The following is a 15,585-nucleotide window of genomic DNA, read 5'->3' as shown; positions in this document are numbered from 1 at the left end:
GATGAGCGACACCAGGGCTGACCACTCCCCGTCGGACGACCGGTCCGGCGGGGAGCACGCTGTGCGCGGGGACGTGCTGAGCTCCACCACCGGCAAGCCGCGCCGGCGCCGCTGGTGGGCCGGGCTGCTCGCCCCGCTGGTCCGCCCGTTCCGGCACCCGGCCGGCCGGCTGCTGGCGCTGTACCGCCGCTCGATCCAGCTGCGGGTGGTCGCGACGACCCTGCTGCTGTCCTTCGTGGTGGTGCTGGTGCTCGGCGTCGTCGTGGTCGCCCAGGTGCGCACCGGCCTGCTGGAGGCCAAGCAGAAGTCCGCCCACGGGCAGGCCCTGGGCGGCTTCCAGATCGAGCAGGACAAGATCAACGAGGCGATCAACCTCCAGGCCAAGGCCGGCGCGACCGCCGACCCGACCCGGGACCAGATCAACGCCTGGCTGACCAAGCAGGTCTCCGACCTGGCCTCCGGCGGCTCCGGCGTCTACTCGGTGATCGCGCTCGCCCCCGGCGGCCAGCAGGAGAGCGCCTCCAGCGCCGGCCTGCGCGGCGCCCGCTACTCCGGCTCGATCCTGCCCGACTCGATCACCCCCGAGCTGCGCCGCCTGGTCGCCTCCGACCCGACCAACCCGCAGGAGCAGCAGGTCAAGCTGCACCGCGCCCCGAACAGCCAGACCCCGCCCGGCGACGACAAGGGCCTGGCGATCGGCAAGCAGTTCACCGGCCCGGACGGCAACCCGTACCAGCTGTACTACGTGTTCTCCTTCTACCAGGAGACCTCCACCCTCAACCTGGTGATCGGCACCCTGGCCACCGCCGGGCTGTTCCTGGTGATCCTGCTGGGCTGCATCGCCTGGGTGGTGGTCCGCCAGGTCGTCACGCCGGTGCGGATGGCCGCCGGGATCTCCGAGCGGCTCGCCGCCGGGCACTTCGACGAGCGGATGAAGGTCACCGGCACCGACGACATCGCCCGCCTCGGCGAATCGTTCAACCGGATGGCCAACGGCCTACAGGCGCAGATCCGCAAGCTGGAGGAGCTCTCCCGGGTGCAGCGCCGCTTCGTCTCGGACGTCTCGCACGAGCTGCGCACCCCGCTGACCACCGTCCGGATGGCCGCCGACCTGATCTACGACAGCCGCGAGGACCTGGACCCGATGGCGGCCCGCTCCGCCGAACTGCTCCAGGACCAGCTGGACCGCTTCGAGTCGCTGCTCGCCGACCTGCTGGAGATCAGCCGGTTCGACGCGGGCGCGGCCATCCTGGACGCCGAGCCGGTCGACCTGCGCGACATCGTGACCCGGGTGGTGGAGGCCGCCGACCCGCTGGCCCGGGCCAAGGGCAGCGCGGTGCTGATCCGCGGCGCCGAGAACCCGGTGCTGGCCGAGGTGGACGACCGCCGGATCGAGCGCATCCTGCGCAACCTGGTGGTCAACGCGCTGGAGCACGGCGAGGGCCGGGACGTGGTGATCCGGCTCGGCTCGGCCGAGGGCGCGGTCGCCGTCGGCGTGCGCGACTACGGCATCGGCCTCAAGCCGGGCGAGGCCTCCCGGGTGTTCCACCGCTTCTGGCGGGCCGACCCGTCCCGGGTGCGGACCACCGGCGGCACCGGCCTGGGCCTGTCCATCGCGGTCGAGGACGCCCACCTGCACGGCGGCTGGCTGCAGGCCTGGGGCGAGCCCGGCGGCGGCTCGCACTTCCGGCTGACCCTGCCGCGCACCCGCGGCGGCGAGATCTCCCGGGCCCCGTTCCGGCTGGAGCCGGAGGACTCCCGCTACAACCGCGGCATGTCCTCGGCCGGCGCCCCCTACCGCCGCACCGCGCGCGGCGCGGGCGCGCTGCCCGGCGGCGAGTCCGGGTCCGTCCCGGAGACCCCGGACACCGACCGGCACGCCTTCGGCTCCGGCCTCGGCGGCGTGCTCAGCATCGGCCCCGGCCTGGGCCGGCCCGCCGCCGCCCCGGTCTCCGACCCCTCGGACGTCACGGGTTACGGTGCCACCGGCGCGCAGGTCGTCGTCGACCGCGGCCGTCCGACCCAGTCGGCCCCGCCCGAACCGGACGGCGCCGGCACCGACCAGGAGGGGACCGCCGGTGGACGGGAACGACAGGACGGTTGACCGGCGGGTCCTCGCGGTGGGCTGGGCGGTCCTGCTGGCGACCGCCGCCACCGGCTGCGTCTCGATGCCCTCCGGCGGCGCCCCGCAGCGGCTGGAGGTCTCGCAGAACGCCGCCGACGGCCTCCAGGTGCACGTCTACCCGGTCGCCCCGCACAAGGGCGAGAGCCCCCGGGACCTGCTGGCCGGCTTCCTGGACTCCTCCAACGCCGACCAGGCCAACTACGACACCGCCAAGCAGTACCTGACCGCGGTGGCCGCCGGGAACTGGAAGCCGGACGCGGGCGTGGTGGTGCTGGACGGCGCCCCGGTCCCCAAGGGCGCCGACCCCGCGGAGGACGCCACCACCGTCCAGCTGACCGTCGACGGCAAGCAGCTGGCCGCGCTCGACGGGCAGCACACCTACAAGGTCCACCCCGGCGACCCGTACCGCGAGACCTTCACCTTCGTGAAGGAGTCGGACGGCCCCGACAAGGGCGAGTGGCGGATCAGCGACCTGCCGAACGGCCTGATCGTCGACCAGACCAACTTCAAGAACACCTACAAGCCGGTGCACCGGTACTTCTTCGCGGCGAACGACCCCTCCGCCACCCGGCAGGCCGCCCAGGTGCTGGTGCCCGACCCGATCTACCTGCGCCGCCGAATAGACCCGCTGACCGAGGCCGCCCAGGCCGCCGCCGACGGCCCGTCCCGCTGGCTCGGCCCGGTGGTCACCTCCCGGCTGAACGGCGTCCGGGTGGAGAGCGCCGTCATCGGCGACAACCGGGTGGCCACCGTCAAGCTGGCGGGCGGCGACCCGGCCGCCTGCAAGCAGATGGCCCAGCAGCTCTTCCAGACCCTGGCCGACCAGCAGAGCAAGCTGGACCGGCTCGACCTGTCGACGGCCGGCGGCGGCTGCTCGCTCAGCAGCAGCGAGGCCGCGCTGGTCGCCCCCGGCGTGCTGGCCGGCGCCGAGAACGGCGTGCAGGCGTTCGTCCAGCTCGCGGACGGCCGGCTCACCCGCTACTACCAGGACCTGGACCCGGTGCCCGTCCCCGGGGTGCTCGGCCAGCTGCCGCAGGCCGGCCAGTTCCGCCCCGGCACCGTCGCGGTCCGCCGGGACGCCGGGGTCGCCGCCGTGATCGGGGCCGACGGGCAGGACCTGGCCGAGGCCGAGCTCGCCGAGGGCGGCAAGTACGGCGAGCCGATCGTGCACAGCCGCGGCCCCTCGGCCGACAAGGCCCTGGCCTCGCCCAGCTGGGACGGCCGGCAGGACCTGTGGCTGGTCGACCGGGACCCGTCCGCCCCCCGGGTGCTGATGGTGCGCGACCGCACCGTCGTCCCGGTCGAGGTCGAGGGGCTGAACGGGCGCACCGTGCAGTCGCTGCGGATCTCCTCCGACGGCACCCGGATCGCCCTGCTGCTCGGCCTGGACGGTGGCCCCACCAAGCTGGCGCTCGGCCTGGTCCAGCACGGCGGCACCGCGAAGGACCCGAGCGTGCGGATCACCGGGCTGAACGACGTCGTGCCCCAGCTGACCGAGGTCGCCGCCGTCGCCTGGGGCGACGCCGACCAGCTGGTGATGCTCGGCAAGGAGACCGACCGGATGCAGCAGCTGCACTTCCTGAGCACCGACGGCTCGCAGTCCACCGACTCCCCGCAGCAGGGCGGCGAGTCGATGACGGCGCTGTCCGCGACCGAGGCCAGGCTGTCGGCCGACCCGACCGACCCGTCCAACCCCGCCGTGCTCGCCTCCTCCGAGGGCGGCCTGTACCGGCTCAAGGACAACCAGTGGCACGCGGTGCCCAGGACGGTCGAGGGCAAGGGCCCCGACGCCAAGGCGTCCGAGGGCAAGGCGTTCATCTACCCGGGCTGAGCCCGGCCTCCCCGGCGGCCTCCCCCGCCGCCGCGCCGCGCCGCCCGGCCCCCGCACCGCGCCGGGCGGTGGCCGCGACGGTGGCCGCCGCCCGCGGCGGGCAGCCCGCCGCGCGCAGCGCCCGGGCCGCCTCGGCCAGGCTCGCCCCGGTGGTGACCAGGTCGTCCACCAGGACCAGCCGGTGCCCGGCCAGCCGGGCCGCCAACCGGGCCGGTACGGCCAGCGCCCCGTCCAGGTTGCGGTGCCGCTCGGCCGCGCCCAGGCCCGCCTGGTCGGCGACCGGGCGGCTGTGCCGCAGCACCGGCGCCACCAGGGTGGCCACGCCGCCGCGGCGCAGTTCGCGGGCGGCGGCCCGCCAGCCGCAGCGTCGGGTCGTGGCCGCGGGCCCGGTGGCGGCGCGCGCCGAGGGCACCGGCACCAGCAGCAGCGGGCGGCGCCCGCGCCGGTGGCGGAGCGCACGGCGGCGGCCAGCGCGCCGCCAGCGGGCGGCCAGCCGGAGCGCGCCGCGCTCCTTGTGGGCGAGCAGCAGTTGGCGCACCGGCCCGGCGTAGGGGCGGCGGCGTGCACCGGCGGCAGGCCGGGCGGCGGGCGGTGCGGTCCGGCCGGGCCGGCGGCGGCGCCGTCGAGCAGCGCCCGGCAGGGCGGGCAGAGGCCGGAGAAGCCGCTTCCGCAGCCGGCGCAGCGGGCGGGGAGCAGCAGGTCGAGCAGGGCGGCGAGGACCGGGGCGGGGCCGGATCCGGGCTGGTGGGCGGTGCTGCGGCTCGTCACGGAACCCCTCCGGAACGCTCGCCGGGCGGCGACATCAGCCATACGGTGGGCGGTGCCGGGCGTGTTGTCCAGTCGTTCGCCGTTGTTTCACCCGTAGGTGGGTAGACAGGGGGGAACAGCCGGGCCGCCGACCGCGCGTCGGTACGTTCGTTCGACTGGGGAGGCGAGATTCCCGAGTCAGGTGTTGCATGAGGTTTCCAGGGGTTTCGAATTCTCCTGGTGGGGAGGAAGTGAGGTAAGAGGGCCGGTGGTCCTCGCCGGTCCCGGGCGGTGCCCGGCGGGCGGCGGCGGCCGGACTGGCCCGGCTGGGTCTCACGCCGGTTCGGGACGCACACCGAGCCGGTCAGCACGAGGGATCGGAGTTCTGCGTGGACATCGTCGTCAAGGGCCGCAAGACCGAGGTGCCCAAGAGGTTCCGCGAGCACGTGGCCGAGAAGCTGGAGAAGGTCCAGAAGTTCGACACCAAGGCGATCAGCCTGGATGTCGAGGTGTCCAAGGAGCACAACCCGCGTCAGGCCGACCGTTCCGACCGGGTGGAGATCACCCTCCGCAGCCGGGGCCCGGTGATCCGGGCCGAGGCGTCCGCCAACGACCCGTGGGCGGCGCTGGACCTCGCCTCCGCGAAGCTGGAGGCGCAGCTGCGCAAGTCCGCCGACCGCCGCCGGGTGCACAAGGGCGGCACCAACGGGCGGGCGCCGGTCAGCGTCTCGGCGGCGACCGCCGCGCTGGCCGAGCTGCCGTCCACCGAGGCCGCCCCGAGCGTCGACGGCACGGCCCGCCGGACGGTCGCGGGCAACCTGGAGGTGGAGGGCGACGGGCCGCTGGTGGTCCGCGAGAAGACCCACGCCGCGGCGCCGATGTCGCTGGACCAGGCGCTGTACGCGATGGAGCTGGTGGGCCACGACTTCTACCTGTTCCAGGAGAAGGACAGCGGGCTGCCGAGCGTGGTCTACCGCCGGCACGGCTACCACTACGGCGTGATCCACCTCAAGGAGGACCTGTCCGCCGCGGCGGACGTCGCGGGGGCGGGCGGCGCGATCAACGGCGGCGACGAGGACTGACACCGGGCCCGGCCCGCGGAGGGCGACGGGTGACCCCGGCGGCCGCACCGGCCGCCGGGGTCACCGGCACGTGCGGGGTCACCCAGCCGGGCGGTTCGGCGCCGCAGGGTGACCGGACCGGGCCCGGGCCGTGGAATGATGGGCGGCGTCGGACGCGAGCTGAGGGGCGGGGGAGGAGCGGATGGGGGACCTTTCGCGCGAGGGCCTGGGGCCGGGGGCCGCCGGCTTCCCGCCGCACCGCGCCGAGCCGATCCGGGTGCTGGTGGTGGACGACCACGCGCTGTTCCGCCGGGGCCTGGAGATCGTGCTGGCCGAGGAGCCGGACATCCGGGTGATCGGCGAGGCGGGCGACGGCGCGGAGGCCGTGCTGAAGGCCGCCGACCTGCTGCCGGACATCATCCTGATGGACGTCCGGATGCCCCGGCGCAGCGGGATCGAGGCGTGCACCGCGATCAAGGACGTGGTGCCCAGCGCCAAGATCATCATGCTGACGATCAGCGACGAGGAGGCCGACCTCTACGAGGCGATCAAGGCGGGGGCCACCGGCTACCTGCTGAAGGAGATCTCCACCGATGAGGTGGCCACCGCGATCCGGGCGGTGGCCGACGGCCAGTCGCAGATCAGCCCGTCGATGGCGGCCAAGCTGCTGACCGAGTTCAAGTCGATGATCCAGCGCCGCTCGGACGACCGGGAGCTGCTGCCCGCGCCCCGGCTGACCGACCGGGAGCTGGAGGTGCTCAAGCTGGTGGCCACCGGGATGAACAACCGGGAGATCGCCAAGGAGCTGTTCATCAGCGAGAACACCGTGAAGAACCACGTGCGCAACATCCTGGAGAAGCTCCAACTGCACTCCAGGATGGAGGCCGTGGTCTACGCGATGCGTGAGAAGATCCTCGAAATAGGCTGAGTGCCCGCCGGGCGGGAGCCGCCCGGCGCCGGACGGCCCGCTCAGCCCAGCAGCTCCTCCAGCGCGGGCCGCAGCGACTCGTCCGCCAGCCGCTCCACCCGGACGTCCGAGCAGCCCGTCCAGGCGGCCGCCTCGCGCAGCGCCTCGGCCAGCGCGGGGACGAACCCCGGTGAATCCAGCGAGACCTGACGGGCCACCAGGACGGTGCCCTCGCGGGCCGGGTCGACCCGGCCGACCAGCCGGCCGCCGGCCAGCAGCGGCATCGCGAAGTAGCCGTGCACCCGCTTGTGCTTGGGGGTGTACGCCTCCAGCCGGTGCGACATGCCGAAGATCCGCTCGGTGCGCGGCCGGTCCCAGACCAGCGAATCGAACGGGGAGAGCAGCGTGGTGCGGTGGCGCCCCCGGGGCTCCGCGGCCAGCGCCGCCGGGTCGGCCCAGGCGGGCGCGCCCCAGCCCTCCACCTCGACCGGGACCAGGCCCGACTCCGGGAGCGCGGCGTCCAGTTGGGCGCCCTTGAGGCGGTGGTAGTCCATCAGGTCGGCCCGGGTGGCCACGCCGAGCGCGGCCCCGGCCAGGGCCACCAGCCGCGCCAGGCACTCGGCGTCGGTCGGGTCCTGTGCGAACAGCTCGGCGGGGACGGCCCGTTCGGCCAGGTCGTAGACCCGCTTCCAGCCGCGCCGCTCGGTGACCACCACGTCGCCGAAGGCGAGCGCCCGCTCGACGGCGATCTTGGTGTCGGACCAGTCCCACCACTCCGAGGTCCGCTTGGCGCCGCCGAGCCCGGTGGAGGTCAGCGGGCCCTCGGCGCGCAGTTGGTCGAGCACCCGGGCGTACGCCTCCGGGGAGACCGGGTGGCCCCAGACCCGCCCCTTGTCCCGGTAGGCGCGGCGGCGGAAGGCGAACAGCGGCCACTGCCCGATCGGCAGCACGCAGGCCGCGTGCGACCAGTACTCGAAGGCGGTGCCGTGCCCCCAGTACGCCTGCTCGACCGGGCGGCGGCCGACCGCGCCGAGCCGGGCGTACGGCACCAGCTCGTGCGAGCGGGCCAGCACCGAGATGGTGTCCAGCTGGACGGCGCCGAGCTGCCGCAGCACGCCCCCGGCGCCGGCCCGGCGGTCGGGGGAGCCGAGCAGGCCCTGCGCGCGCAGGGCGATCCGGCGGGCCTGGTCGGCGGTGAGCCGGGCGGCCGGGGCGGGCCCGGCGCGGCGGGCGGAGCGCGCTCCGGCGGGGGCGCCGGGGAGGGGCTCGGCGGGGATTCCGACGGGGGTCTCGGCAGGGGTCTCGGCCATGGGGCGAGGCTAGGCGACGGCACTGACAACCGGCCGGGGGCGAACCGCTTTGACCGTTTGGACCCGGCATCGGACGATGTGCTCCCAGGGGTGACACAGGAATACCGTGCTGACGGACCTCCCGGCCGCTCGGACTCCTCGCATACGATGGCCCGTACGGTAGGGGTGAACTCCCCACCGGCAGTCATCCAGAGCCGAATGAGGCAAGGAGCCCGCTCACGTGTCCGTCTTCGACAAGATCCTGCGCGCAGGCGAGGGCAAGATCCTCCGCAAGCTGCAGCGGATTGCCGCCCAGGTCAACTCGATCGAAGAGGACTTCGTCAACCTCACCGACGAAGAGCTGCGCGCGCTGACCGACGAGTACAAGTCCCGCCTCGCCGACGGCGAGAGCCTCGACGACATCCTCCCCGAGGCGTTCGCGACCGTCCGCGAGGCCGCCAAGCGCGTGCTGGGCCAGCGCCACTACGACGTCCAGCTGATGGGCGGCGCCGCCCTGCACTACGGGCACGTCGCGGAGATGCGCACCGGCGAGGGCAAGACCCTGGTCGGCACCCTGCCCGCGTACCTGAACGCGCTGACCGGCAAGGGCGTGCACCTGATCACCGTCAACGACTACCTCGCCGAGCGCGACTCGGAGTGGATGGGCCGGGTGCACCGCTTCCTGGGCCTGGAGGTCGGCGTGATCCTGGCGAACATGTCGCCGGCCGAGCGCAAGCGCCAGTACGGGATGGACATCACGTACGGCACCAACAACGAGTTCGGCTTCGACTACCTGCGCGACAACATGGCGTGGTCGCAGGACGAACTGGTGCAGCGCGGCCACAACTTCGCGATCGTCGACGAGGTCGACTCGATCCTGATCGACGAGGCCCGCACCCCGCTGATCATCTCGGGCCCGGCGGACCAGGCCACCAAGTGGTACAACGACTTCGCCAAGCTGGTGCAGCGCCTGAAGATCGACCGCGACTACGAGGTCGACGAGAAGAAGCGCACCGTCGGCATCCTGGAGGAGGGCGTCGGCCGGGTCGAGGACTACCTCGGCATCGACAACCTCTACGAGTCGGTGAACACCCCGCTGGTCGGCTTCCTGAACAACGCCATCAAGGCCAAGGAGCTCTACAAGGTCGACAAGGACTACGTCGTCATCAACGGCGAGGTCATGATCGTCGACGAGCACACCGGCCGCATCCTGGCCGGCCGCCGCTACAACGAGGGCATGCACCAGGCGATCGAGGCCAAGGAAGGCGTCGAGGTCCAGAACGAGAACCAGACGCTGGCCACCATCACCCTGCAGAACTTCTTCCGCCTCTACGACAAGCTGTCCGGCATGACCGGCACCGGCACCACCGAGGCGGCCGAGTTCCACCAGATCTACAAGCTGGGCGTCGTCCCGATCCCGACCAACAAGACCCCCCAGCGGATCGACCAGCCCGACCTGATCTACAAGTCGGAGCCGGCCAAGTTCGCCGCCGTGGTCGAGGACATCGCCAAGCGCCACGAGGACGGCCAGCCGGTCCTGGTCGGCACCGTCTCGGTCGAGAAGTCCGAGTACCTGTCCCAGGAGCTGCGCAAGCGCGGCATCCCGCACGAGGTGCTGAACGCCAAGCACCACGAGCGCGAGGCGCAGATCGTCGCGCAGGCCGGCCGCAAGGGCGCCGTCACCGTCGCCACCAACATGGCCGGTCGCGGCACCGACATCATGCTCGGCGGCAACCCCGAGCACCTGGCCGCCGCCGAGCTGGCCCAGCGCGGCATCACTCCGGAGGAGACCCCGGAGGAGTACGAGGCCGCGCTGCCGGCCGCGATGGAGAAGGCCAAGGCCGCGGTCAAGGCGGAGCAGGAGGAGGTGCAGGAGATCGGCGGCCTGTACGTCCTGGGCACCGAGCGGCACGAGTCCCGCCGGATCGACAACCAGCTGCGCGGCCGCTCCGGCCGCCAGGGCGACCCGGGCGAGTCCCGGTTCTACCTGTCGCTGGGCGACGACCTGATGCGCCTGTTCAAGGCCGGCATGGTCGAGCGCGTGCTCTCGATGGCGAACGTCCCGGAGGACGTGCCGATCGAGTCGAAGATGGTCACCCGGGCCATCGCCTCCGCGCAGACCCAGGTCGAGCAGCAGAACTTCGAGATCCGCAAGAACGTCCTCAAGTACGACGAGGTCCTCAACCGCCAGCGCGAGGTCATCTACGGCGAGCGCCGCCGCGTCCTGGAGGGCGAGGACCTGCAGGAGCAGGTCGGCCACTTCATGGACGACACCGTCGCCGCGTACGTCACCGCCGCCACCGGCGAGGGCTTCGAGGACGACTGGGACCTCGACAAGCTGTGGACCGCGCTCAAGCAGCTCTACCCGGTCTCGCTCGACCTGGACGAGCTGGAGGAGGAGGCCGCCGAGAGCGGCGGCCTCACCCCCGAGCTGCTCACCAAGGCCATCCAGGAGGACATCGCCGCCGCCTACGGCCGCCGCGAGGACCAGCTCGGCGACCAGATCATGCGCGAGCTGGAGCGCCGGGTCGTCCTGTCGGTGCTGGACCGCCGCTGGCGCGAGCACCTCTACGAGATGGACTACCTCCAGGAGGGCATCGCGCTGCGCGCCTACGCCCAGCGCGACCCGCTGGTCGAGTACCAGCGCGAGGGCTTCGACCTGTTCTCCGCGATGATGGAGGGCATCAAGGAGGAGTCCGTCGGCTACCTGTTCAACCTGGAGGTCCAGGTCGAGCAGCAGGTCGAGGAGGTCCCGGTGCCGGACGACGAGCAGGTGCTGCTCGACCGGCTGGAGAAGGACACCGTCCCGGCCGCCCGCCCGGAGATCCGCGCCAAGGGCCTGGAGGCCCCCGAGCGCAAGCGCCTGCACTACACCGCCCCGTCCGACGAGATCGGCGGCGGCGTGGTCGAGGGCGACTTCGACGAGGACGGGCAGGCCGCCGAGGGCGGCGGCCTGACCCGGGCCGAGCGCCGCAAGGCCGCCAAGGCGGCGAAGGGCGGTCGGCGCCGCAAGGCCTGACCCGGTTCCCGTCGGCGGGGCGCCACTCCTTCCCGGGGTGGCGCCCCGCCGCGTTCCGGCCCGCCTCACCTGGTCTCCACCGCCGCGCACTGCCACTGGCCGGTGCGGGTGTGCCGCTCCAGCCGGAACGCCAGCACGTGGTGCCGGGGCCCGAGCTCGACCCGCACGCAGGCCTCCACCGCGCCCGGGCCCGGCGCGCAGTCGTGCACCCGCCCCAGCCGCGGGCGCAGGGCGCGGCCGCGCGGGCGCAGCGGGCCGGTCCGCACCAGCGCCGCGAGCTGGTGGAAGCCCGGCAGCGTGGTGTGCCGCTGCAACTGGTGCACCGGGCGGGCCCCGCACAGCACCTCCACCAGCCGGTGGGCGAACCGCCCGGCCAGCTCGGCGTGCCCGGTGCTGCTCGGCGCGGCCGTCCTGGGCCGGTGCGGCGGGCCGGCCCCGTCGCAGGCCGCGCGCGGGCTGCGGGCGGTGCGGGTGGGCTGCCCGGCCCGGTGCGGCCCGTGCGGCGGCTGCGCCTGCGGGTGCGGGTGGCGGACCGGCCGGCGGGCGGCGGGCACGGGGCGGACCAGCGGACGGATCGTGGGGCCGGGCGTCCGGGTGAGCTGCTCGGTCATCGTGCCCTCTCGACGGGGGTGGTGCCTGGTGGCTGACAGGACACTTGCTACCGGGCGGGCGGACCTCGCTCCAAGGGGGTTCCGCGCGTTCCGGCCGCCCCCGGAAATCCACCCGTACGGGTGGCGGACCGGCAGCCGCAGGGGCGGTGCGGCCGCGGCCGGGGGCGGAAGTTGACGTCCGCCCGGGCACCGGAACGGTCCGTAGGGGGACGCCGGAGGTGACCTGATCGGCGCACGGGGGCGGGCGGTGGACCGGTCATCGCGGGCGGTCGGGCGGGCTGCGTATTCTTGACCCGTCGCACAGTGAGACCGTCAGAAGGGTGCCCCGATGCGCGTGTACGTGCCGACCACGTTGAAGGACCTGGCGGTGGCGCACCCCGAGGGCGTCCTGGAGCAGAGCGTCGCCTACGCGGTGACGCCCGCGCTGCGCGAGTGGTACGTCAGCGACGACCTGGAGGAGCTGGAGTACGCGGCCCTGAACCGGGCGGCGCTCTCCTCGGTCCGCCTGCTGGCCGCCGATCCGGGCGCCCCGCGCCGCCGGGTGGTGCTCGCCGTCGAGGTGGCCGACTCCGCGGTGACGCCGTTCCCCGGCGACGAGTACCAGGACCAGGCCTCGCTCGGCCGGGTCGTCCTGGGCGGCCCGATCCGCCTGGCCAAGGCCGCCGCCGTGCACGCCGACGACACCGACCCGGACGTGCTCGCCGACGTCGACGCCGCCGCCGGTGCGATCACCGCCGCGGACGGCGGCGACCAGGACGCCCAGTTCACCGTGGACGGCGCCGAGGACCACGAGCTCCTCTGGTTCGCGATCCAGGAGATCCCCGGCCTGATCGCCTGACGCCCGGCCCCGCCCCTCCCGAAGACCCCGCCCCGGCGGGGTCTTCGGCGTTTCCGGGCGCCCGCGGCGGGCGCCCGAGGCGGGGGCTCGCGGCCGGGGTGGCGGGCGCGGGAGGGCGGCGGGAGTTCGTTGCGTTTGCAAGTGAGTGCGTATGCAATTATTGTCGAAGCTCGTAAGGCGCAACGGCAATCACATGGAGGTTCGGGTCATGCCCCTCGCGCTCCTCGCCCTGGCCATCGGGGCGTTCGGGATCGGCACCACCGAGTTCGTGATCATGGGTCTGCTGCCCGAGGTCGCGGCCGACTTCGGGGTGGGGATCCCGACCGCCGGGCTGCTGGTCACCGGCTACGCGTTCGGCGTGGTGGTGGGGGCGCCGCTGATGACGGTGCTCGGGACCAGGATCAGCCGCAAGCGGATGCTGATGCTGCTGATGGGACTGTTCGTCGCGGGCAACCTGCTGTCGGCGTTCGCCCCCGGGTTCGGGGCGATGCTGGCCGGGCGGATCGTCGCCTCGCTGGCGCACGGCGCGTTCTTCGGGATCGGGTCGGTGGTCGCGGCGGAGCTGGTCGCACCGGACCGGAAGGCCGGGGCGATCGCCACCATGTTCACCGGGCTGACGGTGGCCAACGTGGTGGGCGTGCCGCTGGGCACGTTCGTCGGCCAGCAGGTCGGCTGGCGGACCACCTTCGCCGCCGTCGCCGCGCTGGGCGTGGTCGGGCTGCTGGGCATCGCGAAGCTGGTGCCGGAGCTGCCCCGCCCGGAGGGGGCGCACCTGCGGCGGGAGCTGGCGGCGTTCAAGAACGCCCAGGTGGTGCTGGCGATGGGCATGACGGTGCTCGGCTTCGGCGGGGTGTTCGCCGCGATCACCTACGTCAAGCCGATGATGACCGAGGTCGCCGGGTTCTCCGAGGGCGCGGTCACCTGGCTGCTGGCGCTGCTCGGGACCGGCATGTTCCTGGGCAACCTGCTGGGCGGGCGGTTCGCCGACCGCCGGCTGATGCCGATGCTGTTCACCACGCTGGGCGCCCTGGCCGTCGTGCTCGCGCTGTTCACCGTCACCGCGCGGAACGAGGCCACCGCCGCCGTCACGCTGCTGCTGATCGGCGCGCTGGGCTTCGCCACCGTGCCGCCGCTGCAGAAGCGGGTCCTGGACCAGGCGCACGGCGCGCCGACGCTGGCCTCGGCGGTCAACATCGGAGCGTTCAACCTGGGCAACGCGCTGGCCGCGTGGCTCGGCGGCGCCGTGATCACCGCCGGGTACGGCTACACCGCCCCGAACTGGGTGGGCGCGCTGCTGGCCGCCTCCGCGCTGCTGCTGGCCCTGGTCTCGGCGGCCCTGGAGCGCCGGGCGAAGACCGCCCCCGCGGCCGTCCGGGCCCCCGTCCTGAACCACTGAGAACCATCGAACTCCCGTACTGGAGAAGGAACATGAGCACCACCGTCCCCAACGTCACCCTCAACAACGGCGTCGAGATGCCCCAGCTCGGCTTCGGCGTCTTCCAAATCCCGGACGAGGAGACCACCGCGGCCGTCGCCGCCGCGCTGGAGGCCGGGTACCGGAGCGTCGACACCGCCGCGGTCTACGGCAACGAGCGCGGGGTGGGTCGGGCGCTGGCCGCGTCCGGGCTGCCGCGCGCGGAGCTGTTCGTCACCACCAAGCTGTGGAACGCCGACCAGGGCCACGACGCCACGCTGCGGGCCTTCGACGCCGGCCTGGACAAGCTCGGCCTGGAGTACGTCGACCTGTACCTGATCCACTGGCCCACCCCGGCCCGGGACCTGTACGCCGAGTCCTGGAAGGCGATCGAGCGCCTCGCCGCCGAGGGCCGGATCCGGGCCGCGGGCGTCTCCAACTTCCAGCCCGCGCACCTCTCCCGGCTGATCGAGGCCGGCGGCCTCGTCCCGGCCGTCAACCAGGTCGAGCTGCACCCCGGCCTCCAGCAGGCCGAACTGCGCGCCTTCCACGCCGCGCACGGCATCGCCACCGAGGCGTGGAGCCCGCTCGCCCAGGGCGCGGTGCTGGACGACCCGGCGGTCACCGCGATCGCCGCGCGCACCGGCCGGACCCCCGCCCAGGTGGTGCTGCGCTGGCACCTGCAGCTCGGCAACCTGGTCATCCCCAAGTCGGTCACCCCGGCCCGGATCCGGCAGAACCTGGACGTCTTCGACTTCGCGCTCACCGAGGACGACATGGCCGCCATCGCCGCCACCGACCGCGGCCTGCGCACCGGCCCGGACCCGGACCGGTTCAACTGACCGGCCGCCGAACCCCGTTCCCCGCCGGGATGCGAGGACGCGGCGCCTGCTCGCGGCCGGGGAGGCCCGGGACGAGGCCCGGGCCGCGCTCGCCCGGGCGCTGGGCGACCTGGCCGACCTCTACGCCCGGTACCCGGGCAACCGGGACTGAGCCGGACCGGGCGGTGGCGCCCCTTACCCTTGGCGGGTGCGTACACACATAGTCTGGGACTGGAACGGCACCCTGCTGGAGGACATGGCGGCGGTGGTCGGCGCGAGCAACGCCGCCTTCGCGACGGTCGGCATCGCGCCGATGACGCTGGAGGAGTACCGGGCGCAGTACGAGATCCCGATCCCGCGGTTCTACGAGCGGCTGATGGGGCGGATGCCGAGCCAGGCCGAGTGGCTGGCGCTGGACGACGCGTTCCACGTCAAGTACACGGAGCTGTTCCCGGGCTGCGGGCTGACCCCGGGCGTCGAGGCGCTGCTGGAGGGGTGGACGGCGGCCGGGCGCAGCCAGTCGGTGCTGTCGATGTACGAGCACGCGAAGCTCGTCCCGGCGGTGGACGCGTTCGGCCTCACCCGGCACTTCCTGCGGGTGGACGGGCGGCGCGGCGCGGCCGGCGGCCGCAAGGCCGGGGAGCTGGCGGTGCACCTGGACGCGCTGGGCGACGGGATCGACCGCGGGCGGACGGTGCTGATCGGGGACGCCGCGGACGACGCCGAGGCGGCGCTCGCGGCGGGCATCAAGTCGGTGCTGTACACCGGGGGTTCGCACACCCGGGAGAAGCTGACGCACCTGGGCGTGCCGGTGGTGGACTCGCTGGCCGAGGCCGTCGCGGTGGCGGAGGAACTCGCCCGGTAGGCGTGTCACGGCGCGGCCGCGGGGGCGTGCGCGTCCAGGGTGGGGGTACCAGTAGGC

11 protein-coding genes and 1 pseudogene are annotated in these 15,585 nt (G+C 73.8%); 9 read left to right on the top strand and 3 right to left on the bottom strand.

What is annotated here, in order from left to right:
* The first annotated feature begins 1 nt into the window (after position 1).
* On the top strand, positions 2-2,104 hold the full coding sequence (gene mtrB / locus HUT16_RS12550) for an MtrAB system histidine kinase MtrB (protein ID WP_176188269.1): 2,103 nt from the start codon (positions 2-4) through the stop codon (positions 2,102-2,104).
* Positions 2,079-3,956, top strand: a complete 1,878-nt coding sequence (locus tag HUT16_RS12545) for an LpqB family beta-propeller domain-containing protein (RefSeq protein ID WP_176188267.1) — start codon at positions 2,079-2,081, stop codon at positions 3,954-3,956. Before mtrB ends, HUT16_RS12545 begins: the two co-directional genes overlap by 26 nt.
* Here the strand turns inward: HUT16_RS12545 and HUT16_RS12540 are convergent.
* Entirely contained in the window at positions 3,940-4,494 is a 555-nt protein-coding gene (locus tag HUT16_RS12540) for a ComF family protein (RefSeq protein WP_254897785.1), read from the bottom strand. The genes HUT16_RS12545 and HUT16_RS12540 overlap by 17 nt on opposite strands.
* Before the next feature lie 598 nt (positions 4,495-5,092).
* On the opposite strand from HUT16_RS12540, the gene raiA reads away from it, so the two are divergent.
* Positions 5,093-5,785: a ribosome-associated translation inhibitor RaiA gene (raiA, locus tag HUT16_RS12535; RefSeq protein ID WP_176188265.1), complete on the top strand. Its 693-nt coding sequence runs from the start codon at positions 5,093-5,095 to the stop codon at positions 5,783-5,785.
* Between the two features lie 238 nt (positions 5,786-6,023).
* Positions 6,024-6,692 (top strand): annotated as a pseudogene (locus HUT16_RS12530) (response regulator); the annotation flags it as partial.
* A 41-nt stretch (positions 6,693-6,733) separates the two neighbouring features.
* On the opposite strand, the gene HUT16_RS12525 reads toward HUT16_RS12530, so the two are convergent.
* Positions 6,734-7,981, bottom strand: coding sequence for a winged helix-turn-helix domain-containing protein (locus HUT16_RS12525; protein ID WP_176188261.1), 1,248 nt, complete (start codon positions 7,979-7,981; stop codon positions 6,734-6,736).
* 220 nt (positions 7,982-8,201) lie between these two features.
* On the opposite strand from HUT16_RS12525, the gene secA reads away from it, so the two are divergent.
* Positions 8,202-10,979, top strand: a complete 2,778-nt coding sequence (gene secA / locus HUT16_RS12520; RefSeq protein ID WP_176188259.1) for a preprotein translocase subunit SecA — start codon at positions 8,202-8,204, stop codon at positions 10,977-10,979.
* A gap of 65 nt (positions 10,980-11,044) precedes the next feature.
* On the opposite strand, the gene HUT16_RS12515 is transcribed toward secA, so the two are convergent.
* On the bottom strand, positions 11,045-11,590 hold the full coding sequence (locus HUT16_RS12515) for an Rv3235 family protein (RefSeq protein ID WP_176188257.1): 546 nt from the start codon (positions 11,588-11,590) through the stop codon (positions 11,045-11,047).
* Positions 11,591-11,918: 328 nt separating this feature from the next.
* Here HUT16_RS12515 and HUT16_RS12510 point away from each other — a divergent pair, with 328 nt between their 5' ends.
* From HUT16_RS12510 to HUT16_RS12495, 4 genes are all read left to right on the top strand, one after another.
* Positions 11,919-12,428 (top strand): hypothetical protein, encoded by a 510-nt coding sequence (locus HUT16_RS12510; RefSeq protein ID WP_176188255.1) that lies wholly within the window; start codon positions 11,919-11,921, stop codon positions 12,426-12,428.
* Positions 12,429-12,636: 208 nt separating this feature from the next.
* A complete protein-coding gene (locus HUT16_RS12505) occupies positions 12,637-13,824 on the top strand; it encodes an MFS transporter (protein ID WP_176188253.1) in 1,188 nt (395 codons plus the stop codon).
* Positions 13,825-13,856: 32 nt separating this feature from the next.
* The gene (locus HUT16_RS12500; protein WP_176188251.1) at positions 13,857-14,684 is read left to right on the top strand and encodes an aldo/keto reductase; all 828 of its coding nucleotides are present in this window, start codon (positions 13,857-13,859) and stop codon (positions 14,682-14,684) included.
* A 187-nt stretch (positions 14,685-14,871) separates the two neighbouring features.
* On the top strand, positions 14,872-15,528 hold the full coding sequence (locus tag HUT16_RS12495) for an HAD family hydrolase (protein WP_176188249.1): 657 nt from the start codon (positions 14,872-14,874) through the stop codon (positions 15,526-15,528).
* Positions 15,529-15,585 lie beyond the last annotated feature (57 nt).

It is taken from the genome of Kitasatospora sp. NA04385 (assembly GCF_013364235.1).
Classification (GTDB): Bacteria; Actinomycetota; Actinomycetes; order Streptomycetales; family Streptomycetaceae; genus Kitasatospora.
Note: the sequence above shows the minus strand (reverse complement) of the source record. Positions and strands in the feature narration are given on the sequence as shown.